The organism is Enterobacter vonholyi, from assembly GCF_040834095.1.
Lineage (GTDB): Bacteria > Pseudomonadota > Gammaproteobacteria > Enterobacterales > Enterobacteriaceae > Enterobacter > Enterobacter vonholyi.
Genome location: NZ_CP162152.1, coordinates 3521262 through 3544098, shown reverse-complemented (window position 1 = coordinate 3544098; position 22837 = coordinate 3521262). Strand labels below are relative to the sequence as shown.

At 57.6% G+C, this 22837-nt stretch carries 26 protein-coding genes; 17 read left to right on the top strand and 9 right to left on the bottom strand.

All coding sequences use genetic code 11. The annotated features are described in order from the left end of the window. Positions 1 to 2 precede the first annotated feature (2 nt). From cysD to rpoS, 12 genes are all read left to right on the top strand, one after another. A complete protein-coding gene (gene cysD, locus AB3N39_RS16650; protein WP_006811770.1) occupies positions 3 to 911 on the top strand; it encodes a sulfate adenylyltransferase subunit CysD in 909 nt (302 codons plus the stop codon). Between the two features lie 9 nt (positions 912 to 920). Next, positions 921 to 2345 (top strand): sulfate adenylyltransferase subunit CysN, encoded by a 1425-nt coding sequence (gene cysN / locus AB3N39_RS16645; RefSeq protein WP_367896906.1) that lies wholly within the window; start codon positions 921 to 923, stop codon positions 2343 to 2345. After that, on the top strand, positions 2345 to 2950 hold the full coding sequence (gene cysC, locus AB3N39_RS16640) for an adenylyl-sulfate kinase (RefSeq protein WP_021241908.1): 606 nt from the start codon (positions 2345 to 2347) through the stop codon (positions 2948 to 2950). Before cysN ends, cysC begins: the two co-directional genes overlap by 1 nt. 58 nt (positions 2951 to 3008) lie before the next feature. After that, positions 3009 to 3335 (top strand): DUF3561 family protein, encoded by a 327-nt coding sequence (locus tag AB3N39_RS16635; protein WP_008499610.1) that lies wholly within the window; start codon positions 3009 to 3011, stop codon positions 3333 to 3335. A 166-nt stretch (positions 3336 to 3501) separates the two neighbouring features. Further along, positions 3502 to 3813, top strand: a complete 312-nt coding sequence (ftsB, locus tag AB3N39_RS16630) for a cell division protein FtsB (RefSeq protein ID WP_008499609.1) — start codon at positions 3502 to 3504, stop codon at positions 3811 to 3813. A 19-nt stretch (positions 3814 to 3832) separates the two neighbouring features. Further along, on the top strand, positions 3833 to 4543 hold the full coding sequence (gene ispD / locus AB3N39_RS16625) for a 2-C-methyl-D-erythritol 4-phosphate cytidylyltransferase (protein WP_045404179.1): 711 nt from the start codon (positions 3833 to 3835) through the stop codon (positions 4541 to 4543). Then, positions 4543 to 5022, top strand: a complete 480-nt coding sequence (gene ispF / locus AB3N39_RS16620) for a 2-C-methyl-D-erythritol 2,4-cyclodiphosphate synthase (protein WP_008499607.1) — start codon at positions 4543 to 4545, stop codon at positions 5020 to 5022. The genes ispD and ispF overlap by 1 nt, the downstream gene beginning before the upstream one ends. Then, positions 5019 to 6068 carry a tRNA pseudouridine(13) synthase TruD gene (truD, locus tag AB3N39_RS16615; protein ID WP_133295057.1) on the top strand — a complete coding sequence of 350 codons (1050 nt, stop codon included), beginning with the start codon at positions 5019 to 5021 and terminating at the stop codon, positions 6066 to 6068. Before ispF ends, truD begins: the two co-directional genes overlap by 4 nt. Further along, positions 6049 to 6810 (top strand): 5'/3'-nucleotidase SurE, encoded by a 762-nt coding sequence (gene surE / locus AB3N39_RS16610; protein WP_115876168.1) that lies wholly within the window; start codon positions 6049 to 6051, stop codon positions 6808 to 6810. The genes truD and surE overlap by 20 nt, the downstream gene beginning before the upstream one ends. Continuing rightward, positions 6804 to 7430, top strand: a complete 627-nt coding sequence (locus tag AB3N39_RS16605; RefSeq protein WP_008499604.1) for a protein-L-isoaspartate(D-aspartate) O-methyltransferase — start codon at positions 6804 to 6806, stop codon at positions 7428 to 7430. Before surE ends, AB3N39_RS16605 begins: the two co-directional genes overlap by 7 nt. A gap of 116 nt (positions 7431 to 7546) precedes the next feature. Then, positions 7547 to 8671: a murein hydrolase activator NlpD gene (gene nlpD, locus AB3N39_RS16600; protein ID WP_039024138.1), complete on the top strand. Its 1125-nt coding sequence runs from the start codon at positions 7547 to 7549 to the stop codon at positions 8669 to 8671. A 59-nt stretch (positions 8672 to 8730) separates the two neighbouring features. Beyond that, entirely contained in the window at positions 8731 to 9723 is a 993-nt protein-coding gene (gene rpoS, locus AB3N39_RS16595) for an RNA polymerase sigma factor RpoS (RefSeq protein WP_008499600.1), read from the top strand. Positions 9724 to 9775: 52 nt separating this feature from the next. On the opposite strand, the gene AB3N39_RS16590 is transcribed toward rpoS, so the two are convergent. Both AB3N39_RS16590 and AB3N39_RS16585 read right to left on the bottom strand, forming a co-directional pair. Beyond that, on the bottom strand, positions 9776 to 10153 hold the full coding sequence (locus tag AB3N39_RS16590; protein WP_367896905.1) for a DUF4440 domain-containing protein: 378 nt from the start codon (positions 10151 to 10153) through the stop codon (positions 9776 to 9778). Continuing rightward, on the bottom strand, positions 10150 to 11352 hold the full coding sequence (locus tag AB3N39_RS16585; RefSeq protein WP_367896904.1) for an MFS transporter: 1203 nt from the start codon (positions 11350 to 11352) through the stop codon (positions 10150 to 10152). The genes AB3N39_RS16590 and AB3N39_RS16585 overlap by 4 nt, the downstream gene beginning before the upstream one ends. Before the next feature lie 108 nt (positions 11353 to 11460). Here AB3N39_RS16585 and AB3N39_RS16580 point away from each other — a divergent pair, with 108 nt between their 5' ends. Next, positions 11461 to 12348, top strand: a complete 888-nt coding sequence (locus tag AB3N39_RS16580) for a LysR family transcriptional regulator (protein WP_367896903.1) — start codon at positions 11461 to 11463, stop codon at positions 12346 to 12348. Here AB3N39_RS16580 and AB3N39_RS16575 read toward each other — a convergent pair. Continuing rightward, positions 12345 to 12752, bottom strand: coding sequence for a MarR family winged helix-turn-helix transcriptional regulator (locus AB3N39_RS16575; RefSeq protein WP_133295053.1), 408 nt, complete (start codon positions 12750 to 12752; stop codon positions 12345 to 12347). The genes AB3N39_RS16580 and AB3N39_RS16575 overlap by 4 nt on opposite strands. A 172-nt stretch (positions 12753 to 12924) precedes the next feature. Here AB3N39_RS16575 and AB3N39_RS16570 point away from each other — a divergent pair, with 172 nt between their 5' ends. Genes AB3N39_RS16570 through AB3N39_RS16560 form a run of 3 tightly spaced genes read left to right on the top strand, consistent with a single transcriptional unit; the run spans position 12925 to position 15176 of the window. Continuing rightward, the gene (locus tag AB3N39_RS16570; protein ID WP_008499595.1) at positions 12925 to 13527 is read left to right on the top strand and encodes a non-oxidative hydroxyarylic acid decarboxylases subunit B; all 603 of its coding nucleotides are present in this window, start codon (positions 12925 to 12927) and stop codon (positions 13525 to 13527) included. After that, the gene (locus AB3N39_RS16565) at positions 13517 to 14944 is read left to right on the top strand and encodes a non-oxidative hydroxyarylic acid decarboxylases subunit C (RefSeq protein WP_111965466.1); all 1428 of its coding nucleotides are present in this window, start codon (positions 13517 to 13519) and stop codon (positions 14942 to 14944) included. Before AB3N39_RS16570 ends, AB3N39_RS16565 begins: the two co-directional genes overlap by 11 nt. Positions 14945 to 14954: 10 nt before the next feature. Continuing rightward, positions 14955 to 15176, top strand: coding sequence for a non-oxidative hydroxyarylic acid decarboxylases subunit D (locus AB3N39_RS16560; RefSeq protein ID WP_003862116.1), 222 nt, complete (start codon positions 14955 to 14957; stop codon positions 15174 to 15176). Positions 15177 to 15221: 45 nt separating this feature from the next. Here AB3N39_RS16560 and mutS read toward each other — a convergent pair whose 3' ends face one another. After that, on the bottom strand, positions 15222 to 17783 hold the full coding sequence (mutS, locus tag AB3N39_RS16555) for a DNA mismatch repair protein MutS (RefSeq protein WP_367896902.1): 2562 nt from the start codon (positions 17781 to 17783) through the stop codon (positions 15222 to 15224). Between the two features lie 113 nt (positions 17784 to 17896). Then, positions 17897 to 18127 carry a SymE family type I addiction module toxin gene (locus AB3N39_RS16550; protein WP_045908493.1) on the bottom strand — a complete coding sequence of 77 codons (231 nt, stop codon included), beginning with the start codon at positions 18125 to 18127 and terminating at the stop codon, positions 17897 to 17899. Positions 18128 to 18302: 175 nt separating this feature from the next. Here AB3N39_RS16550 and AB3N39_RS16545 point away from each other — a divergent pair, with 175 nt between their 5' ends. Then, the gene (locus AB3N39_RS16545) at positions 18303 to 18647 is read left to right on the top strand and encodes a nitrous oxide-stimulated promoter family protein (protein ID WP_367896901.1); all 345 of its coding nucleotides are present in this window, start codon (positions 18303 to 18305) and stop codon (positions 18645 to 18647) included. A gap of 5 nt (positions 18648 to 18652) precedes the next feature. Here the strand turns inward: AB3N39_RS16545 and AB3N39_RS16540 are convergent, their stop codons facing one another. From AB3N39_RS16540 to AB3N39_RS16525, 4 genes are read right to left on the bottom strand one after another with little or no spacing between them, the layout of a single operon-like run. Further along, positions 18653 to 19873 (bottom strand): MFS transporter, encoded by a 1221-nt coding sequence (locus AB3N39_RS16540; protein ID WP_288461427.1) that lies wholly within the window; start codon positions 19871 to 19873, stop codon positions 18653 to 18655. Between the two features lie 16 nt (positions 19874 to 19889). Continuing rightward, positions 19890 to 20651, bottom strand: coding sequence for an ABC transporter ATP-binding protein (locus AB3N39_RS16535; RefSeq protein WP_111965469.1), 762 nt, complete (start codon positions 20649 to 20651; stop codon positions 19890 to 19892). Beyond that, entirely contained in the window at positions 20651 to 21688 is a 1038-nt protein-coding gene (locus AB3N39_RS16530; protein WP_111965470.1) for an iron ABC transporter permease, read from the bottom strand. The genes AB3N39_RS16535 and AB3N39_RS16530 overlap by 1 nt, the downstream gene beginning before the upstream one ends. Then, positions 21688 to 22686, bottom strand: coding sequence for an ABC transporter substrate-binding protein (locus tag AB3N39_RS16525; RefSeq protein WP_115876159.1), 999 nt, complete (start codon positions 22684 to 22686; stop codon positions 21688 to 21690). Before AB3N39_RS16525 ends, AB3N39_RS16530 begins: the two co-directional genes overlap by 1 nt. Between the last annotated feature and the right edge of the window lie 151 nt (positions 22687 to 22837).

Sequence of the window (22837 nt, the reverse complement as noted above, 5' to 3'; positions counted from 1 at the left end):
TTATGGACCAAAAACGTCTTACACACCTGCGGCAGCTCGAAGCGGAAAGTATCCATATCATCCGCGAAGTGGCCGCCGAGTTTTCTAACCCGGTGATGATGTACTCCATCGGTAAAGATTCCAGCGTCATGCTGCATCTGGCGCGTAAAGCGTTTTATCCGGGCACGCTGCCGTTCCCGCTGCTGCACGTGGATACCGGCTGGAAATTCCGCGAAATGTACGAGTTCCGCGATCGTACCGCGAAAGCCTACGGCTGCGAGCTGCTGGTGCACAAAAACCCGGAAGGGGTGGCGATGGGCATTAACCCGTTCGTGCACGGCAGCGCCAAACATACCGATATTATGAAGACCGAAGGGCTGAAGCAGGCGCTGAACAAATATGGTTTTGACGCGGCCTTCGGCGGCGCGCGCCGTGACGAGGAGAAATCCCGCGCCAAAGAGCGTATCTACTCCTTCCGCGACCGCTTCCACCGCTGGGACCCAAAAAACCAGCGTCCGGAGCTGTGGCACAACTACAACGGTCAGATCAACAAGGGCGAAAGCATTCGCGTCTTCCCACTCTCCAACTGGACCGAGCTGGATATCTGGCAGTACATCTATCTGGAAAATATCGAGATCGTTCCGCTGTATCTGGCCGCCGAGCGCCCGGTGCTGGAGCGCGACGGCATGCTGATGATGATCGACGACGATCGCATCGACCTGCAGCCGGGCGAAGTGATTAAAAAACAGATGGTGCGTTTCCGCACCCTTGGCTGCTGGCCGCTGACCGGCGCGGTGGAATCCAGCGCACAGACGCTGCCGGAGATCATCGAAGAGATGCTGGTGTCGACCACCAGCGAGCGACAGGGCCGCGTGATTGACCGCGACCAGGCAGGCTCCATGGAGCTGAAGAAACGTCAGGGTTATTTCTAAGGAGCCGCCATGAACACCACTATTGCTCAACAAATTGCCAAAGAAGGCGGCGTGGAAGCGTATCTGCACGCGCAACAACACAAAAGCCTGCTGCGTTTTCTGACCTGCGGCAGCGTGGATGACGGGAAAAGTACCCTGATTGGCCGCCTGCTGCACGATACGCGCCAGATTTACGAAGATCAGCTCTCTTCCCTGCATAACGACAGTAAACGTCACGGCACCCAGGGTGAAAAACTCGACCTGGCGCTGCTGGTGGATGGCCTGCAGGCGGAGCGCGAGCAGGGCATCACGATTGACGTGGCCTACCGCTACTTCTCTACCGAGAAGCGCAAATTTATTATCGCCGACACCCCGGGGCACGAACAGTACACCCGCAATATGGCGACCGGCGCGTCGACCTGCGACCTGGCGATCCTGCTGATGGACGCGCGTAAAGGCGTGCTGGATCAGACCCGTCGCCACAGCTTTATCTCGACGCTGCTGGGGATCAAACATCTGGTGGTGGCGGTCAACAAGATGGATCTGGTGAACTTCAGCGAAGAAAAATTCGAGGAGATCCGCCAGAGCTATCTGACCTTTGCTGAACAGCTGCCGGGCAACCTGGATATCCGCTTTGTGCCGCTCTCGGCGCTGGAAGGGGATAACGTCGCGTCCCAAAGCGCGAACATGCCGTGGTACAGCGGCCCGACGCTGCTGGAGGTGCTGGAAACGGTTGAAATTCAGCGCGTGGTCGACACCCAGACGATGCGCTTCCCGGTGCAGTACGTGAACCGTCCAAATCTCGATTTCCGTGGTTTCTCCGGCACCCTAGCGTCAGGCTCTGTACAGGTTGGCCAGCGCGTCAAGGTGCTGCCATCCGGTGTGGAATCGACTATCGCCCGCATCGTCACCTTTGACGGTGACCTGCAGGACGCGGGGGCCGGTGAAGCCGTAACGCTGGTGCTGAAAGACGAAATTGATATCAGCCGGGGCGATCTCCTGGTAGACGCGCAGGAAACGCTGGCGGCGGTACAGGGCGCGTCCGTGGATGTGGTGTGGATGGCCGAACAGCCGCTGACCGCTGGCCAGAGCTATGACATCAAAATTGCCGGCAAGAAAACCCGCGCCCGCGTGGACGGCATTCAGTTCCAGGTGGATATCAACAACCTGACCCAGCGTGACGTCACCGAGCTGCCGCTGAACGGCATTGGTCTGGTCGATCTGACCTTTGACGAACCGCTGGTGCTGGATCCGTATCAGCAGAACCCGGTGACGGGAGGTCTTATCTTTATCGACAGGCTGACCAACGTTACCGTCGGGGCCGGTATGGTACGCGAACCGATTAAACAGGCTGCCGTGGCCTCTGAATTCAGCGCCTTTGAGCTGGAACTGAACGCGCTGGTGCGTAAACACTTCCCGCACTGGGGCGCGCGCGATCTGCTGGGAGGCAAGTAATGGCCGCCCATGATGAGAACGTCGTCTGGCATCCTCATCCGGTCACCGTTGCCCAGCGTGAACAGCTCCACGGTCACCGTGGGGTTGTGCTGTGGTTTACCGGGCTGTCCGGCTCGGGTAAATCGACGGTGGCGGGCGCGCTGGAAGAGGCATTGCATCAGCAGGGCGTAAGCACCTACCTGCTGGATGGCGACAACGTGCGCCATGGCCTGTGCAGCGATTTAGGGTTCAGCGACGACGACCGCAAAGAGAACATCCGCCGGGTCGGGGAAGTCGCCAGCCTGATGGCCGACGCCGGGCTGGTGGTGCTGACCGCGTTTATCTCTCCGCACCGCGCCGAGCGCCAGATGGTGCGCGAACGCGTCGGTCAGGATCGCTTTATCGAGGTGTTTGTGGATACACCGCTGGAGGTCTGCGAAGCGCGCGACCCGAAAGGGCTATACAAAAAAGCGCGTGCCGGAGAATTGCGCAACTTCACCGGAATTGACGCTGTATACGAAGCGCCTGAATCGCCTGAAATTCACCTGGAAGGTCAACAATTGGTAACAAATTTAGTAAGCCAATTATTAGACCTGCTCAGACGGGACGATATTATCAGATCCTGAGACGGTATCGTTCGGGAGCTGTCTTCCCGAACGATGAGTCACGGTCACAGGACTAGCTATGCGCAACAGTGAACATTACATCACCACCACCGGGTCGGAGCCGCTTGCGACCGACGACGAAACGACCTGGTCATTTCCTGGGGCCATCATTGGCTTCGTCTCATGGCTGCTGGCGCTGGGTATTCCGTTTCTCATCTACGGCGGCAACACGCTGTTCTTCTTTCTCTACACCTGGCCTTTCTTTCTGGCGTTGATGCCCGTGGCGGTTGTCGTCGGCATTGCGCTGCACTCGCTGCTCAACGGTAAGCTCCTCTACAGCACTGTGGTCACGATTGTGACGGTGGTTCTGATGTTTGGTCTGTTATTTTTGTGGCTCATGGGCTAACTTCAGCCATAATTCAAACCGTAACCAACTGTGTAACGATATTGTGCAGGACGATTCTGCGGAAAAAATGTGGTACATTTGCCCGCGATGTTGCGGCATCTCTGTTACCCCGGCGTAGTGCTCTGGGGAAGTCTTGGGATGATGATGCCGTTTTTCAGGGGGCAGGATGGGTAAACTAACGCTGCTGTTGCTGGCTTTGCTAATCTGGCTGCAATACTCGCTGTGGTTCGGTAAGAACGGACTGCACGACTATAGCCGGGTAAGCGATGACGTCGCGGCTCAGCAGGCAACAAACGCCAAACTTAAGGCGCGAAACGATCAACTCTTTGCTGAAATTGATGACCTCAATGGCGGGCAAGAGGCGATTGAGGAACGCGCACGCAATGAACTCAGTATGACTAAGCCGGGCGAAACCTTTTATCGTCTGGTTCCGGATGCGTCTAAACGCAATCAGGGCTCAGCACAAAATAATCGATAATCAGGCCCAGGATTACGACATGGCAGTAACTTTTTCGGACGTATGCGCCGTGGTGCCGGCCGCAGGTTTTGGCCGGCGCATGCAGACAGAATGTCCCAAGCAGTACCTCTCTATTGGCGATAAAACGATCCTCGAGCACGCCGTGGCGGCGCTGCTGGCGCACCCGCGGGTGACGCGGGTGATCATCGCTATCAGCCCGGGTGATGCGCGCTTCGCGCAGCTCCCGCTGGCAAATCATCCACAGATTACCGTTGTCGATGGCGGTGCCGAGCGCGCCGATTCCGTGCTGGCAGGCATTCAGGCGGCCGGTAACGCGCCGTGGGTGCTGGTCCATGACGCGGCCCGTCCGTGCCTGCACCAGGACGACCTTGCGCGCCTGCTGTCGCTGAGCGAAACCAGCAAAGTGGGTGGCATTCTGGCCGCCCCCGTGCGCGACACCATGAAGCGCGCCGAGCCGGGCAAACGGGCTATCGCCCACACCGTCGATCGCGTCGATCTATGGCACGCGCTGACGCCGCAATTTTTCCCCCGCGAATTACTCCACGACTGCTTAACGCGCGCGCTTAACGAAGGTGCGACCATTACGGACGAAGCCTCTGCGCTGGAGTACTGCGGTTTCCATCCTGAGCTTGTTGAAGGACGTGCTGATAATATTAAAGTGACGCGTCCGGAAGATTTACAGCTCGCGGAATTTTATCTTACCCGTTCGACCCATCAGGAGAAGGCATAATGCGAATTGGACACGGTTTTGATGTACACGCCTTTGGCGGCGAAGGCCCAATTATCATTGGCGGCGTGCGCATTCCTTATGAAAAAGGGCTGCTGGCGCATTCTGATGGCGACGTGGCGCTGCATGCGCTGACCGACGCGCTGCTGGGCGCGGCCGCACTGGGTGATATCGGCAAGCTGTTCCCGGACACCGACCCGGCGTTTAAAGGGGCGGACAGCCGTGAACTGCTGCGCGAAGCGTGGCGCCGCATCCAGGCGAAAGGCTACACCCTTGGCAACGTCGACGTGACGATTATCGCTCAGGCCCCGAAAATGCTGCCGCACATTCCGCAGATGCGCGTGTTTATTGCGGAAGATCTGGGTTGCCATATGGACGACGTGAACGTCAAAGCGACGACGACCGAGAAGCTGGGCTTCACCGGTCGTGGCGAAGGGATTGCCTGTGAAGCCGTGGCGCTGCTGGTGAAGGCGAGCAAATGACAGACTTCGACAACCTGACATACCTGCACGGTAAACCGCAGGGGAACGGGGTGCTGAAAGCCAGCCCGGAAGATTTCCTCGTGGTCGAGGATCTGGGCTTTGAGCCGGATGGCGAAGGCGAACATATCCTGGTGCGTATTCTGAAAAATGGCTGCAATACCCGCTTTGTGGCCGACGCGCTGGCAAAATTCCTCAAAATTCATGCCCGCGAAGTGAGCTTTGCCGGGCAGAAAGATAAACACGCCGTTACGGAACAGTGGCTCTGCGCGCGCGTTCCCGGCAATGCGATGCCTGATTTAAGCAAATTTGAGCTTGAGGGCTGTAAGGTACTGGAATATGCCCGCCACAAGCGCAAACTACGTCTGGGGGCGTTGAAAGGCAACGCGTTTACGCTGGTGCTGCGCGAAGTGACTGACCGAGAAGACGTTGAAAAACGTCTGAACGCCATCAGCGACCGCGGCGTACCGAACTACTTTGGCGCGCAGCGCTTTGGCATCGGCGGCAGCAACCTGCAGGGCGCGCTGCGCTGGGCGCAAAGCGATGCGCCGGTACGTGACAGGAATAAACGCAGTTTTTGGTTGTCGGCGGCCCGCAGCGCGTTGTTTAATCAGATTGTGAGCGAAAGGCTGAAAAAACCGGACGCGAATCAAGTTGTTGTTGGCGATGCGCTACAATTAGCGGGACGCGGAAGCTGGTTTGTGGCAACGGCCGAAGAGATGGCTGATGTGCAGTCGCGCGTGGACGCAAAAGCGCTGATGATTACCGCCGCGTTGCCCGGTACGGGCGACTGGGGAACCCAGGGGGAGGCCCTGGCCGCCGAGCAGTCAGCCGTGGCGGATGCGCCAGAATTGCAGTCCTTGCTGGTGCGGGAAAAAGTCGACGCGGCACGCCGCGCGATGCTGCTCTATCCGCAGCAGTTAAGCTGGAACTGGTGGGATGACGTGACCGTCGAGTTACGCTTCTGGCTGCCGGCAGGCAGCTTTGCCACCAGTGTTGTCAGGGAACTTATCAACACCTCGGGTGATTATGCGAATATTGCTGAGTAACGATGACGGGATCCACGCGCCAGGCATTCAGACCCTGGCGAAACACCTCCGCGAATTTGCGGACGTGCAGGTCGTGGCGCCCGATCGTAACCGCAGTGGAGCGTCTAACTCTCTGACGCTGGAGTCGTCGCTTCGCACCTTTACCTTTGATAATGGCGATATTGCCGTGCAGATGGGCACGCCAACCGACTGCGTTTTTCTGGGCGTGAACGCGCTGATGCGGCCGCGTCCGGATATCGTCGTCTCCGGCATCAACGCCGGGCCTAACCTCGGCGATGACGTGATTTACTCCGGCACCGTGGCGGCCGCAATGGAAGGGCGCCATCTGGGGTTCCCGGCGCTGGCGGTCTCGTTAAATGGCCACACGCATTACGACACCGCCGCCGCGGTAACCTGTTCGATCCTGCGGGCGCTTGGTCGTGAGCCGCTGCGTACCGGGCGCATTCTTAATATCAACGTGCCGGATCTTCCTCTTGATGAAATTAAAGGCATCCGCGTCACCCGTTGCGGGAGCCGACATCCTGCCGATCAGGTGATCCCGCAGCAGGATCCTCGCGGCAACACGCTTTACTGGATTGGCCCTCCCGGCGACAAGTGCGATGCGGGTCCGGATACCGACTTTGCCGCCGTGGATGAAGGCTATGTTTCGGTTACTCCGCTGCACGTAGATTTAACCGCGTATAGCGCGCATGATGTGGTGTCGGGCTGGCTGGATCGCGCAGGAGTGAACGCGCAATGGTAAACAAACGTGTACAAACTCTTCTGGAACAACTCCGCGCGCAGGGGATCCGCGACGAGCACGTGCTCGAAGCGCTCGCCCTGGTTCCGCGTGAAAAATTTGTAGACGAGGCGTTTGAACACAAAGCGTGGGAAAACGTGGCGCTGCCCATCGGACAGGGCCAGACGATTTCGCAGCCTTACATGGTGGCTCGCATGACGGAGCTGCTGGAGCTGACGCCCGACTCCCGCGTGCTGGAGATTGGGACCGGGTCGGGGTATCAGACCGCGATCCTGGCGCATCTGGTTCATCATGTATGCTCCGTTGAGCGGATCAAAGGTTTACAGTGGCAGGCGCGTCGTCGCCTGAAACAACTTGATTTACATAATGTTTCGACACGACACGGTGATGGATGGCAGGGTTGGAAGGCGCGCGCCCCGTTTGACGCGATCATCGTGACGGCGGCCCCGCCTGAAATTCCTGCAGCCCTGTTGTCGCAGCTGGATGAGGGGGGCATTCTGGTTCTGCCTGTCGGGGACGAGCAGCAGTTGTTGAAGCGCGTTCGTCGGCGCGGCGGCGAGTTTATTATCGACACCGTGGAAGCCGTGCGCTTTGTGCCACTGGTGAAGGGGGAGTTGGCCTGAGACTCGGAATTATCCAGGGTTATTAAGGCAAATTCAGCGTATGGTGTGGCGCGAAAGATTCGTGCCATCACGGTAAATTTTAAGTCACTGGTAGTTAACACATTCCTGGGGGATAAATGAGCGCGGGAAGCCCTAAATTCACCATCAGCCGTGTTGCGGCATTATCACTGGTTTCGCTCTGGCTGGCAGGCTGTACAAGTTCAAACAACGCGCCTGCGCCCGTGAGTTCCGTCGGCGGAAACAGCGGCTCCGGTAACACGTCCAGCGGAATGTTAATCACGCCGCCACCTAAAATGGGGACGGCTGCACCGCAGCAAACACCACAAATTCAGCCTGTGCAACATCCTGTTACACAGCCAGTACAGGTTCAGCCAGTTGAACAACCTGTTCAGACCCAAAATGGCCGCATAGTCTATAACCGCCAGTATGGGAACATTCCGAAAGGCAGCTACACCGGTGGCAGCACCTATACCGTGAAACGCGGCGATACGCTGTTCTACATTGCGTGGATCACCGGGAACGATTTCCGTGACCTCGCGCAGCGCAATAACGTCCAGGCCCCATATGGTCTGGAAGTCGGGCAAACGCTCCAGGTGGGCAACGCGACGGGCACGCCGCTTACGCCTGGCAACACCGTTTCAGCGGCCGATGTAACAGCTCAAAATAACAGCGTTAAGCCTGCACAAAAATCCACCACGGTGGTTGCTTCACAACCTGTAATTACGTATTCTGAGGATTCAGGTGATCAGACTGCTAACAAAATGTTGCCGAATAATAAAGGGACTGCGACTGCTGTCACAGCACCGGTTACGGCACCTGTGGTTAGCTCTACTGAACCGACTGCCAGCAGTATGACCTCCAGTTCGCCGATTTCTGCATGGCGCTGGCCGACTGACGGCAAGGTTATCGAGAACTTCTCTTCCTCCGAAGGGGGAAATAAAGGGATCGATATCGCAGGGAGTAAAGGACAGGCTATCATCGCGACCGCAGATGGACGCGTTGTGTATGCCGGTAACGCTCTGCGCGGTTACGGTAATCTTATTATCATCAAACATAACGATGATTACCTGAGTGCCTACGCCCATAACGACACAATGCTGGTCCGGGAACAACAAGAAGTTAAGGCGGGGCAAAAAATCGCTACCATGGGTAGCACCGGAACCAGTTCTACACGCTTGCATTTTGAAATTCGTTACAAGGGGAAATCCGTAAACCCGCTGCAGTACTTGCCGCAGCGATAATTTGACGGGGCATGCCAGCCAGGGTGTCTCGTTCAGGGATCACGGGTAGGAGCCACCTTATGAGTCAGAATACGCTGAAAGTTCATGATTTAAATGAAGACGCGGAATTTGATGAGAACGGAGTAGAGGCTTTTGACGAAAAAGCCTTAGTAGAAGAGGAACCCAGTGATAACGATTTGGCTGAAGAAGAGCTGTTATCGCAGGGTGCCACACAGCGTGTACTGGACGCGACTCAGCTTTACCTTGGGGAGATTGGTTACTCCCCACTGTTAACGGCCGAAGAAGAAGTCTATTTCGCACGTCGTGCTTTGCGTGGTGATGTTGCCTCGCGTCGTCGCATGATTGAAAGTAACCTGCGACTGGTCGTGAAAATTGCCCGCCGTTACGGCAATCGTGGTCTGGCTCTGCTGGATCTGATTGAAGAGGGCAACTTAGGTCTCATCCGCGCAGTTGAGAAGTTTGACCCGGAACGCGGGTTCCGTTTCTCAACCTACGCGACCTGGTGGATTCGTCAGACCATCGAACGGGCTATTATGAACCAGACCCGTACGATCCGCCTGCCGATTCACATCGTCAAAGAGTTGAACGTTTATCTGCGCACCGCGCGCGAGTTGTCCCATAAGCTGGACCACGAGCCAAGCGCAGAAGAGATTGCCGAACAACTCGATAAACCGGTTGATGACGTAAGCCGTATGCTGCGTCTCAACGAGCGCATTACCTCCGTTGACACCCCGCTGGGTGGCGACTCCGAAAAAGCGCTGCTGGACATCCTGGCCGATGAAAAAGATAACGGTCCGGAAGACACCACGCAGGACGATGACATGAAACAGAGCATCGTCAAATGGCTGTTCGAACTGAACGCCAAACAGCGTGAAGTGCTGGCACGTCGTTTCGGTTTACTGGGGTATGAAGCTGCGACACTGGAAGACGTCGGCCGCGAAATTGGCCTGACCCGTGAACGTGTTCGTCAGATTCAGGTTGAAGGTCTGCGCCGCCTGCGTGAAATCCTGCAGGGGCAAGGTCTGAACATCGAAGCGCTGTTCCGCGAATAAGCAACCTTTCGTCAAAAAAGGCCCGTCGTGAGACGGGCCTTTTTCTTTTGCGCTACGGCTTAGCCGTTTCGTGCAGCAGACGCCACACTATCCGATCGCCTTCCTGATTAAGCACCGCAGTTGACCAGCGCACGTTGACGGGCAGGTCCGGCCGGGTTTGCGTCTCCCGGTAGTGAAGCACTGCACCCCGTTCGCCGCTCTGGATCGTGGTTAATTCGTCAATGACGATCTTCAGTCCGGGACGACTTCCACGCTGGTTTTCCAGAAAACTGGCCAGGCCGATATAGTCGATCTGAACACCGCCCGGTGGGAGCATAAGAAAATCGCGACGGAAACGAGCGAGCAGGGCGTCGGGATCGCCTTCACCTTTGCCTAACCAGTCTTCAAGCGCAATGTGGAGGTCGATAATGTCGTGTTCGAAAAGCGTCATGAATTCTCCTGTCGCAGCTGATTTAGCACCTGCGTATTGTTAAGACGAAAAACGTACGGTACAGGCAGCAAGGTCATGCCTGCAGCAAAAATAAACATCCCGTGCCAGGCGGCGAGTGGTGTCAGCCACGCCTGCGCCAGGTTCAGCACCTGCGCAAGCAGAAGGGCACCGGCAAAAAAACTCAGCTGACGATTGAGATTCCACAGCGCGCTGGCATCCGGCATCTCGTCCCGGCGCGTTGTCAGAAACGCGCTGCTCTGAGCCGTACTGCTGCACAGGCTTCCCCCCGCGCCCATCAGGGTAAACGCGACGGCAGGCAACAGCGTTGACGAGCTAACGTCAATCAAAAGCAGAATACCCGCCGCCTGCAACAGGCAGCCGATGACGATCGGCGGTCGGGGGCCGATACGGTTAAAATAACGTCCCGTCGCCGTGATGGCGAGAAACGATGCCACAGACCACGGCAGCATGAGCATTCCCGTTGCGGCTGGGCTCATGTTCGCCTCGTGCTGAAGATAAAACATGGCCGTGACGTTCACCCCAATAAATATGCCGGGGACGCATAAATAGACAAGCATGGAAAAACGCAAAAGCGGGTTCGCAAGCAAGGGCAGGTTTAGCAGTCTGGCCGTGTTCATCGTGGGTTTTTCGTGTTTAAGCCACAGACAGGCCAGAACAAAGGTCACGATAGCCACCGGGAGCGTGGCGAAAAAGATCCATCGCCAGCCCAGCGTCTGCACCAGCACGCCGCCGATAGCCGGGGAGCTGGCTGGGGCAAGCAACGCAACCAGCATCACTACCGAGGAGAGTCGGGCCCGCTCGTGAGGCCTGAACTGTTGCCAGGTCAGCGCCTGTCCAACGGGGATCAGTAAGCCTCCTCCCACGCCCTGAAGCACTCGCCAGGCAATCAGAGTTTCCAGCGTTGCAGACAGGCCCGCTGTAGCTGAGGCTGCGCTGAACAGAAAAAGCGAAAGCAGGATGACGCGCTTTGGCCCGATGCGGCGCGTGAGCACGCTGCTGAACGGGATCGCCATCGTCAGACCGGCAATATACCCGTTACTGACCCAGGCAAGGGCAGAAGGCGTGGTGTTAAAGGCGTGAGCCATCGCCGGAAAGGCGACGCTGGCAATAAACATGTTGATCAAATCAAGAAAAAAGCCCAGCAGATAGACAACGGCAACTTTGCTGCGATACGTCATGGTGGATCCTCCGGTGAGGTGGCGTATCGTATCGGCTGGGGAATCACGGATAAACCTGACAAAGCGCGATATACTGTCAAAAATATTTTGACAGTATAAGGCGTAATAATGGTTAACCTACAGCGGACGCAGATGTTTATCGCAGTGGCCGACACCGGCAGTTTTACGGCGGCCGCCGAGGCGATGGGGCTGACAAAAGCGGTGGTTAGCTTCAATATCCGCCAGCTTGAAGATGAGCTGGGCGTTACGCTGCTGCTGCGCTCCACCCGCCGCCTGACGCTAACCGAGGCGGGCGCGCTTTTTCATCAGCGCAGCGTGGCGCTTCTGAAGGAGGCCGAACGGCTGCAGGATGATGTCCGCGCGAATCATGCGGGACTTACCGGTGAACTGCGGATCACGACCACGCCTGAATATGGCTCCCGGGTCGTGGTGCCGCTGCTGGCCAGGTTTAGCCAGCAGCACACGGATCTTCGCGTCCGACATGTTTCGTCGTCACTGCACGCAGACCTTATCTCGGAGCGCTTTGACGTGGCCATCCGGCTGGGGACGCTTGCCGATTCGCGCAACCACGCCGCACTGATTTCTCACTTTTCTATTCTCCCCGTCGCGACGTCCGAGTGGCTTGTGAGAAACCCGATCGAATCTCTTGCGCAGCTGGCGCAGGCCGGCTGGATTATCCACGAGCGCCTGGCCTCACCGCTCCGCTGGCAGGTGAAAAATGCCAGCGGCGCGCCTGAAACGCTCGAGATAAAAAAAGCGCCGCGCCTGTTTGCCGACAGCGCTCAGGCCCTTATGGCTTTTGCGCTCGCAGGCGGTGGGGTGGCGTTACTGCCGGAATGGCTGGTACGCGGTGCGCTTGATGCGGGAGAACTGGTCCAGGTGTTACCGGAATATACCTTTGCGCGGCAGGGCATCTATGCGGTCTATCCTGATGCCCGGCATGTCTCAGCGAAAGTGCGCACCTTTATCGATTTTATGCGCACCAGCGTGAATTAATCGTGCATCATCTTTTTGATGAGAGCCGAGAACTGCTCTCGCTCGGCCTTGTTAAGACGGCCTAAAAAGGCCTCATCAACCTCATTGCCTACCGGCTTACACTCTGCAAGCAGGGCCTCACCTTCTGGCGTGAGGAAGACAAAGCGACGGCGCTTATCCGCAGGGTCGTGCTCGCGTTTGACCAGCCCACGCGCCTCCATGCGGCTGAGCATTTCCGCCAGGGTCGCTTTGGTGCTGACCGCGACCTCGGTCAATGCCACCTGTTCAATGCCCGGATGCTCGGCAATGGAGCGCATCACCGCATACTGCGGCTTGGTCAGCTCCGGCAATGCATGTTGCCACCGTGCAGTATGCTGTTGAAAAAGCTGACGTAACAGGTGGAACGCCTCTTGTCTTAGTTCCATGAACACTCCGACAGAAAAAATCACCCCCTATGATAGCTGCTAAAGCCCGGGATGATAATGCGGCATTTTTTAGCATTTAGTGTGATCGTATGCGAACGATATTGTCAGAAAAAGAATTCGGGAGTAGTTTACTCATAATGTTCGTACACGAACAAAATGATTGAGGTGATGAATGAGATTGATCGTGGGAATGACGGGGGCGACGGGTGCTCCGCTGGGCGTGGCGCTGCTGCAGGCGCTGCGGGAAATGCCGGAAGTAGAGACGCATCTGGTGATGTCGAAGTGGGCAAAAACCACCATTGAACTGGAAACCCCTTACACCGCCCAGGACGTTGCTGCGCTGGCTGACGTTGTCCATAGCCCGGCTGACCAGGCCGCCACCATCTCCTCCGGTTCGTTTCGTACCGACGGCATGATCGTCATTCCCTGCAGCATGAAAACGCTGGCCGGGATCCGCGCGGGCTATGCCGAAGGGCTGGTGGGCCGTGCGGCGGATGTGGTGCTGAAAGAGGGGCGTAAGCTGGTGCTGGTGCCCCGTGAAACGCCGCTCAGCACCATTCATCTGGAGAATATGCTTGCGCTCTCCCGCATGGGCGTGGCGATGGTGCCGCCTATGCCTGCGTATTACAACCATCCGCAAACCGCCGATGACATCACCCAGCATATTGTGACCCGCGTGCTTGACCAGTTTGGCCTGGAGCATAAAAAGGCGCGCCGCTGGAACGGGTTGCGGGAGGCGAAACATTTTTCACAGGAGAATAAAGATGGCATTTGATGATTTGAGAAGCTTCCTGCAGGCGCTCGATGAGCAAGGGCAACTGCTGAAAATTGAGGAAGAGGTTAACGCCGAGCCCGATCTGGCGGCGGCAGCCAACGCGACCGGCCGCATCGGTGACGGCGCCCCCGCGCTGTGGTTCGACAATATTCGCGGGTTTACCGATGCCCGCGTGGTGATGAACACCATCGGCTCCTGGCAGAACCATGCCATTTCGATGGGGCTGCCGGCGAACACGCCGGTGAAAAAGCAGATCGACGAGTTTATCCGTCGCTGGGATAAATTTCCTATTGCGCCAGAGCGCCGCCCCAACCCGGCCTGGGCGCAGAATACGGTGGACGGTGAAGACATTAACCTGTTCGATATTCTACCGCTGTTCCGTCTGAACGACGGCGACGGGGGTTTTTATCTCGATAAAGCGTGCGTCGTCTCGCGCGATCCGCTTGACCCGGATAACTTCGGCAAGCAGAACGTTGGCATCTACCGCATGGAAGTGAAGGGCAAGCGCAAGCTCGGCCTGCAGCCGGTACCGATGCACGATATTGCTCTGCATCTGCACAAAGCCGAAGAGCGCGGCGAAGACCTGCCGATTGCCATTACCCTCGGTAACGATCCGATCATTACGCTGATGGGCGCGACGCCGCTGAAATACGATCAGTCAGAGTATGAAATGGCCGGCGCGCTGCGTGAAAGCCCATATCCGATTGCCACCGCGCCGCTGACCGGCTTCGACGTGCCGTGGGGTTCTGAAGTGATCCTGGAAGGGGTGATTGAAGGCCGTAAGCGCGAAATTGAAGGGCCGTTCGGCGAGTTTACTGGGCACTACTCCGGTGGTCGTAACATGACGGTTGTGCGTATCGACAAAGTTTCTTACCGCACCAAACCGATTTTCGAATCCCTTTATCTCGGTATGCCGTGGACCGAGATTGATTATCTGATGGGGCCAGCCACCTGCGTGCCGCTCTACCAGCAGCTGAAAGCGGAATTCCCGGAAGTGCAGGCGGTGAATGCGATGTATACCCACGGTCTGCTGGCGATTATCTCCACCAAAAAACGCTACGGCGGTTTTGCCCGCGCGGTCGGCTTGCGCGCCATGACCACGCCGCACGGCCTGGGCTACGTGAAGATGGTGATCATGGTGGATGAGGATGTCGACCCGTTCAACCTCCCGCAGGTGATGTGGGCGCTGTCATCGAAGGTCAACCCGGCAGGCGATCTGGTGCAGTTGCCGAACATGTCGGTGCTGGAACTCGATCCTGGATCCAGTCCGGCGGGCATTACCGACAAACTGATTATCGATGCGACCACGCCTGTCGCACCGGACACCCGTGGCCACTATAGCCAGCCGGTACAGGATCTGCCTGAAACCAAAGCCTGGGCTGAAAAACTGACCGCGATGCTGGCTTCACGTCAATAAGGAGGAAAAGATGATTTGTCCACGTTGTGCCGATGAGCATATTGAAGTGATGGCGACGTCGCCGGTGAAAGGGGTCTGGACCGTTTACCAGTGCCAGCATTGTCTGTATACCTGGCGAGATACCGAACCGTTGCGTCGTACCAGCCGCGAGCATTACCCTGAAGCGTTCCGCATGACGCAGAAGGATATTGACGAGGCGCCGCAGGTGCCAACGATCCCGCCGCTGCTGTAAAGACAGCCCGGTGGCGCTGCGCCACCGGGCAAAGACCGCAGAAAACTAAACCAGACTCTTCAGGCGATAAATCCACTCCAGCGCCTGACGCGGCGTCAGTGAATCCGGCTCGAGGTTTTCCAGCGCTTCCACAGCAGGCGATGTCTCTTCCGCCGGTACCAGCAGCGACATCTGCGTACCATCAATCTGCGTCGCCGCCGCATTCGGTGACAGGCTTTCCAGCTCACGCAGTTTCTGACGCGCGCGCTTGATCACCTCTTTCGGTACACCGGCCAGCGCCGCAACGGCCAGACCATAGCTCTTGCTTGCCGCGCCATCCTGCACCGTGTGCATAAAGGCGATGGTGTCGCCGTGCTCCAGCGCATCAAGGTGGACGTTAGCCACGCCTTCCATTTTCTCCGGCAGCTGCGTCAGCTCGAAGTAGTGGGTGGCGAACAGCGTCATGGCCTTGATTTTATTCGCGAGGCTTTCCGCACAGGCCCAGGCCAGCGACAGACCATCGTAGGTTGACGTTCCGCGTCCGACTTCGTCCATCAGCACCAGGCTGTGCTCCGTCGCGTTATGCAGAATGTTTGCCGTTTCAGTCATTTCGACCATGAAGGTTGAGCGACCGCTCGCCAGATCGTCCGCAGCTCCAACACGGGTAAAGATACGGTCGATGGGGCCAATCTCCACGTTTTGCGCTGGAACGTAGCTGCCGATATAGGCAAGCAGGGCAATCAGCGCCGTCTGACGCATATAGGTACTCTTACCACCCATGTTCGGACCGGTAATGATCAGCATTCTTCGCTGCGGCGACAGGCTCAGCGGGTTGGCGATGAACGGTTCGTTCAGCACCCGCTCCACCACCGGGTGACGGCCTTCAGTGATGCGAATGCCGGGCTTGTCGGTAAAGGTCGGGCAGGTGTAGTTCAGCGTTTCCGCGCGCTCTGCCAGATTCACCAGCACGTCCAGTTCCGCCAGCGCGCTGGCGCTCAGCTGCAGGTCGGCCAGGTGCGGCATCAGCATATCAAACAGCTCTTCATACAGCTGTTTTTCCAGCGCCAGGGCTTTCCCTTTCGAGGTGAGGACTTTGTCCTCGTACTCTTTCAGCTCGGGAATGATGTAGCGTTCAGCGTTTTTCAACGTCTGGCGGCGCACGTAGTGAATCGGTGCCAGGTGGCTCTGCCCGCGGCTGATTTGAATGTAGTAACCGTGAACCGCGTTATAACCCACCTTCAGGGTGTCCAGCCCAAGACGCTCGCGCTCGCGGATCTCCAGCTTATCGAGGTAGTCCGTCGCGCCGTCGGCCAGCGCGCGCCATTCGTCCAGCTCCTCGTTGTAGCCCGGAGCAATCACGCCGCCATCACGCACCAGAACCGGAGGCGCATCGATAATGGCGCGCTCCAGCAGCTCGCGGAGTTCGGTAAATTCGCCTATGGTTTCGCGGAGTTTCTGTACCGGCGCGCTGTCAACGTCGCTCAGCTGCGCACGAAGTTCCGGCAGCTGCTGGAAAGCATGACGCATCCGCGCAAGATCGCGCGGTCGCGCCGTGCGCAGCGCCAGACGGGCCAGGATACGTTCCAGATCTCCCACCTGGCGCAGGACAGGCTGCAGCTCGGTATAGCGATCCTGCAGCGCGGCAATCGTCTGCTGACGACAAACCAGCGTAGCGGTATCGCGAATCGGCATATGCAGCCAGCGTTTCAGCATACGGCTGCCCATTGGCGTTACCGTATTGTCGAGGACCGACGCCAGCGTATTTTCTACGCCGCCCGCGAGGTTCTGCGTGATCTCCAGGTTACGGCGCGTGGCGGCATCCATGATGATGCTGTCCTGCTGGCGCTCCATGGTGATAGAGCGGATATGCGGCAGGGCGGTGCGCTGGGTATCTTTTACGTACTGCAGGAGGCAACCTGCCGCACACAGCCCGCGCGGGGCATTTTCAACGCCAAAGCCAATCAGATCGCGGGTGCCAAACTGCAGATTCAGCTGCTGGCGCGCGGTACCAATTTCGAATTCCCACAGCGGACGGCGGCGCAACCCGCGACGACCTTCAATCAGCGCCATTTCGGCGAAATCTTCGGCGTAGAGCAATTCTGCCGGGTTGGTGCGCTGCAGTTCGGCAGCCATCGTTTCACGATCGGCCGGTTCACTCAGACGAAAACGTCCGGAACTAATATCCAGCGTCGCGTAGCCAAAGCCTTTACCGTCCTGCCACAGCGCGGCCAGCAGGTTGTCCTGGCGTTCCTGAAGCAGGGCTTCATCACTGATGGTGCCGGGCGTGACGATGCGCACGACCTTGCGTTCCACCGGACCTTTTGAGGTCGCGGGGTCGCCGATCTGTTCGCAGATGGCGACAGACTCACCCTGATTCACCAGTTTCGCCAGGTAGTTTTCTACCGCGTGGTGCGGAATACCGGCCATTGGGATGGGTTCACCAGCCGATGCGCCCCGTTTGGTCAGCGAGATGTCGAGCAGCTGCGATGCGCGCTTAGCATCGTCATAAAACAGCTCGTAAAAATCGCCCATACGATAGAACAGCAGGATTTCCGGATGCTGTGCCTTCAGCTTCAGATACTGCTGCATCATCGGCGTATGTGCGTCGAAATTGTCGAGTGTGCTCATGGAGTTATGATGTCCATTTCTTTGAATATAAACCGTTTTGAGCGGCTCAGAGGCCGTTTGTTCCTTCTATTGTCGCATGAAAAAAAGGTACGGCGCAGAAAAATGTCGTCGCTTTACGAGGCATCTTCCGACATTAACTCAATGACTATTTTTCCATGCTCTACGCCCACTCGAACCCTGGAGTGGGTGGTAAACCCAGCCTGTTCAAGCCAGTCTCCTTTTAAGCTCAGCGCCGCATGCACGCTGTAGCGCTTCGGTATCTTGGTATTGCGGTCTTCATGGCGCTTTCTGAAATATCCCACTGTTAAATGGCGATAGGGTTTGTTGATAGCGAGTTCTTGCATAGGGTCTCCCGACAACACGGATAAAAGTCATCACTAATGCCTGTATAAAATACCAGTGATTGCCGGGCGGTGCAGGGATAAAACTGGAATCAGGCTTCAGAAAACCGCATGCAACAACTGAAATCCCGCATTGAAAGGTGTATTATTTTTGCACTTTATTGTTTGGTAAGTCGCTATGTCCGGTAAACGAATTTCTCGCGAAAAAGAGACCATCGCGAAAATGATCGCGCTGTATCAGAAGCAGTGTCCTCAGGCCTCTGTGGAAGACGGGCACTATCAGGCGCTGAATGCCTATGCCGATAAGCGCCTGGATAAGTGCGCTTTTGGTGAGGAAAAGCCTGCCTGTAAGCAGTGTCCGGTCCACTGCTATCAGCCTGCAAAACGCGAAGAGATGAAGCAGATTATGCGCTGGGCAGGCCCGCGTATGTTATGGCGTCACCCCATTCTGACCGTCCGCCATCTGATTGATGACCGTCGTCCCGTGCCGGAGCTGCCGGAAAAGTATCGTCCGAAAAAGTGACCGGTTCAGCTTTTGAGCGGGCGGCAAATAACGTTCAGGGCCAGCGCGCTACAGAGTGGGAAAAGGGCCAGCAGCAGCCAGGGATACATCGCCTGCGTTGAGGGTACCAGCGCGCGATCCAGCAGGCTACCAAACAACAAGTTTCCTGCCAGTACCGCAATGCCGCCAGCGGTGGCGAGTGCGCCATAGTGCGCCCCCAGCGTGGACTCCTCGGCAAACCTCGGGATCAGATCCTTTGCCGAGGGTACCAGCAGCATCTGCCCCAGCGTCAGCAGCGTCACGAAACAGACTGACGGCAGCAGGCGCAGCCAGCCCTCTGGCGGTGCCGTCGACGCAAATATTGCCACGCTCGCAAAGGCGGCGGAGAGCAGCAAAAAGCCCACCGGCAGGATCCTCACCGCACCCACGCGTCGGGCGAAACGCGCCAGCGGCAGCTGTAAGGTGATGATCAGAACGGAGGCCAGCATAAAGAGTGGGCCGAGATCTTTCTCGTTACCGCCAGAGCGCTGGATCTCTACCGGCAGCGCCAGATAGAGCTGGTTATAGCTTAAAAGCCACGAGCTGTAGGCAATAATAAAGGCGACAAAGCGGGGCTGGCGGAACGTCGTCCACCAGGGAACGAGCTTTAGCGTCTGCGCGGCGTGGCGTGACGCGGGCAGGCAAAAGTAGAGAACCACCAGCGCAACGAGAAAGACCCCCGCCCCCGCTAGCGCCACCTGACGAAAACCCAGGCCGGTTAGCAGGGCGCCGGCGACCGGGCCCAGTACGGCACCGAGTTCCCCGCAAACCGCAAAGAGCGCGAACCACTCCGCCCGGCTTCGTTTACCTTTCGCCTCGCTGTGCGTGCCCGCTTTCGCCAGCAATGCTTCAATAGACGGAGAAAACAGCGCGCCGCCCACGCCTGTCAGACACGCGCCCAGAATAATCGGCCACAGCGATTCCCCGAAGGCCAGCAGCAGATAACCTGAAACACGGACAATACAACCGCTCAGGATAACGATTTTCGCGCCAAACCGGTCCGAGAGGGCACCACCGACGATAAACATCCCCTGTTGCGAGAACGTGCGCAGGCCCAGGATCAGCCCGATCAGCCCGCCGGAGAGCAGCATGTCGTCGCGCAGGAATATCGCCAGGAAGGGAACAACGGCGTAAAAGCCAATGTTAAAAACAAACTGGCTACCCAGTAAAACGGGCGGCCAGAGCATGGTGGCAGGGCGAAGGGGCATCGTTGGTCACTCGCCCCTAAACGATAAAATGAATGTGCTTTTTGCCATGGAACGGTGAGATCTCGATTTTGGTTTTGACCCGGAAGACGTCCCAGAGCAATGACTCGGATAAGATATCCTGCGGTGTCCCCGTCGCCACAATTTGCCCTTTCTGCATGACTATCAGCGAGTCGCAGAACATCGAGGCGTGGTTGAGATCGTGTATAGCGACAATGCTGGTGACCGGTAATTCGCTGATCAACTGCATCAGCTGCATCTGATGATGAATGTCCAGGTGGTTGGTCGGTTCATCCAGCAGGATTTCCGTCGGGGTCTGGGCCAGCGCGCGGGCAATGTGGACGCGCTGGCGCTCGCCGCCGGAGAGGCTCAGCCAGCCCTGGTCGCTTTTATCCAGCATATCCACGCGCTGCAGAGCGGCGGTGACGGTTTCGTCATCGTGCGTGCTCCAGTTGGAAAAGGCGGAGTGGTGCGGAATCCGCCCGAGTTTGACCACGTCGCGCACGCGCATGTTGGCGTCCGTCATACCGTGCTGCTCGACGAAGGCCACCCGTCGCGCCAGCTGCTTTTTGGCGATGCTGCAGATGTCCTGACCGTCCAGGGTAACGCGGCCAGCATCCGGGCGACGCAGACCCGCGAGGATACGTAAAAGAGACGATTTACCGCAGCCGTTAGGGCCAAGCAGCCCTACCGTTTCACCCCGTGACACCTTCAGCGAGACGTCATTAACGATGACTTTTTTGCCGACCTTCCAGGTAATATTTTCCGCGCAGATGCTCATCACTTATTCCTTGAACGGTAGATAATCACGGCAAAGAAGGGGACGCCAACCAGTGCGGTGACCACGCCGACGGGCAGGCTTTGCGGCGCAATCAGCATGCGTGAGGCAATGTCTGCCAGCACCATCAGGATCGCGCCTGCCAGCGCGCTGGCAATCAGCAGCGTGCGGTGCAGCGGCCCGAACAGGAAGCGCATGACGTGCGGCACCACCAGCCCGACAAAGCCGATTGACCCCGCCATGCTGACGATGGTCGCGGTGATAAGTGCGGTAGTGGTAAAGAGCGCCAGGCGCACCCAGGGAACAGCAATGCCAAGCGACGCCGCGGCGTCGTCACCGAACGTAAAGGCATCCAGCGCACGGGAATAGTAGAGGCAAATGGCTAATCCAATCAGCACCACGACCAGTGCCAGCTGGAATTCGGGCCAGCGTACGCCGCTGAAGCTGCCCAGCAGCCAGAACATCACGTCGCGCGCCTGCTGGGCGCTGGCGGAGGTGCTGATGGTATAGGCGGTAATGGCATTGAAAAGCTGCGAGGCGGCAACGCCTGCCAGAATAGTACGTTCATTCCCGCCGCGCGCGCCGTTCGTCAGAAATGCGACAAACGCAAACGCGGCGAACGCCCCGGCAAAGGCCCCGGCAGAGAGCGACACCGCACCGGTGCCGATCCCCAATACGACAACAGAAACCGCCCCGGTCGACGCGCCCGCGGACACGCCGAGCACGTAGGGTTCCGCCAGCGCGTTCTTCAGCAGGCTCTGCAATACGGCACCACAGATGGCCAGCCCCGCGCCGCAGCAGGCCGCAACCAGCGCGCGGCTCAGGCGAAAGTCCCAGATCACGCTCTCATAGATACGAGTGAGCGGAATATCGGTGAGCCCCATTTTATTGCTGATAGCGTAAAACACGTTATCCAGCGGGATGGACAGTTCGCCGACGCTGACGCTCAGCGCGATAACCAGAAATAGCAGGACGAAGGCGAGCAAACACGAGGTCGTCAGAACCAGGCTCTGCCGGGCCTGAAGAACGGCGGTGGTCATCAGTTCAGCCCCAGCTTTCTGAGCTGTTCGCCGACCTGCTCAGCCCCGTAAATCGTGCGAATCGTCGGGTTCATGGCCTGACCGTCCATCACCACGATATGACCTTTTTTCACCGCGTCCAGCTGGCTGACGGCCGGATCGCTTTTCAGGAATTTGATTTTCTCTTCCGCGTTATCCAGCGCCCAGCGGTTGCGGTCGAGGCTGGACACCACAATGACATCCGGATTGGCGGCAATAATGCTTTCCCAACCCACGGTTGGCCATTCGGTCTCGGAGGTGATGGCGTTATGCCCGCCCATCAGGCTCGCAATAAACCCGGAGGGGCTATTTTTACCGCCGACGTAGGCGTCCGCAGAGGGGGAGGAGCTGGAGAACCAGAAGACAAACGAGAGGTCTTTTTTGCTCTTGCCGAATTCCTTACGCAGGTCGGCCTCTCGTTTTTTGAAATCGGCAATCACGGCCTGACCGCGGTCTTCAACGTTAAAGATTTTGGCGAAGTCCTCAATCTCCTGATAGAGATACGTCATATCCCACAGCTTCTGGCGGCTGCCGTACATATCGCCGGTGGCTTTTTTGGTCGCGCACATGCCCGGCGACACGTAGCTGTTCACGCCCAGAGTCATCAGATCGTCGCGTTTTGCGACCTTGCTTTCCGGCCCCAGCAGCAGTGGCGTCTGGGCGGGGACAAAGTCGGGATTTTGCGCAAGCACGGATTCAAGGGTAGGGATTTCGACCGTCAGGGTTTTGATTTTTGCGTTCTGTTCAGCGAGCTGCGGCAACACTTTCGTCGGCCAGAAGGCGCTGGCCTTCACCTTATCTTCCAGCCCCAGCAGGAGCAATATTTCGACGGTGTTCTGGCCCAGGGCCACGACGCGTTCCGGCGCTTTGGTGAATGTCTCTTTATAGCCACAGTTTTCAATCGTCAGAGGATATGTGGTTGCCAGAGCAGAACTGACCGACGCAACCGCCAGGCCTAACGCGCAGATGACCTTCTTCATGAAACGCTACCCTTCATTAAAATTATTTTTGATGCAAATGAAACTCATTATTAAGGCGGAATTTTATACAGAGGAAACGATTTTGTGTCAATGAGGGACAATCGCGCAGGGTAACAAAAGGCGGTGTCAGAAAAACACCGCCGGAATAAGG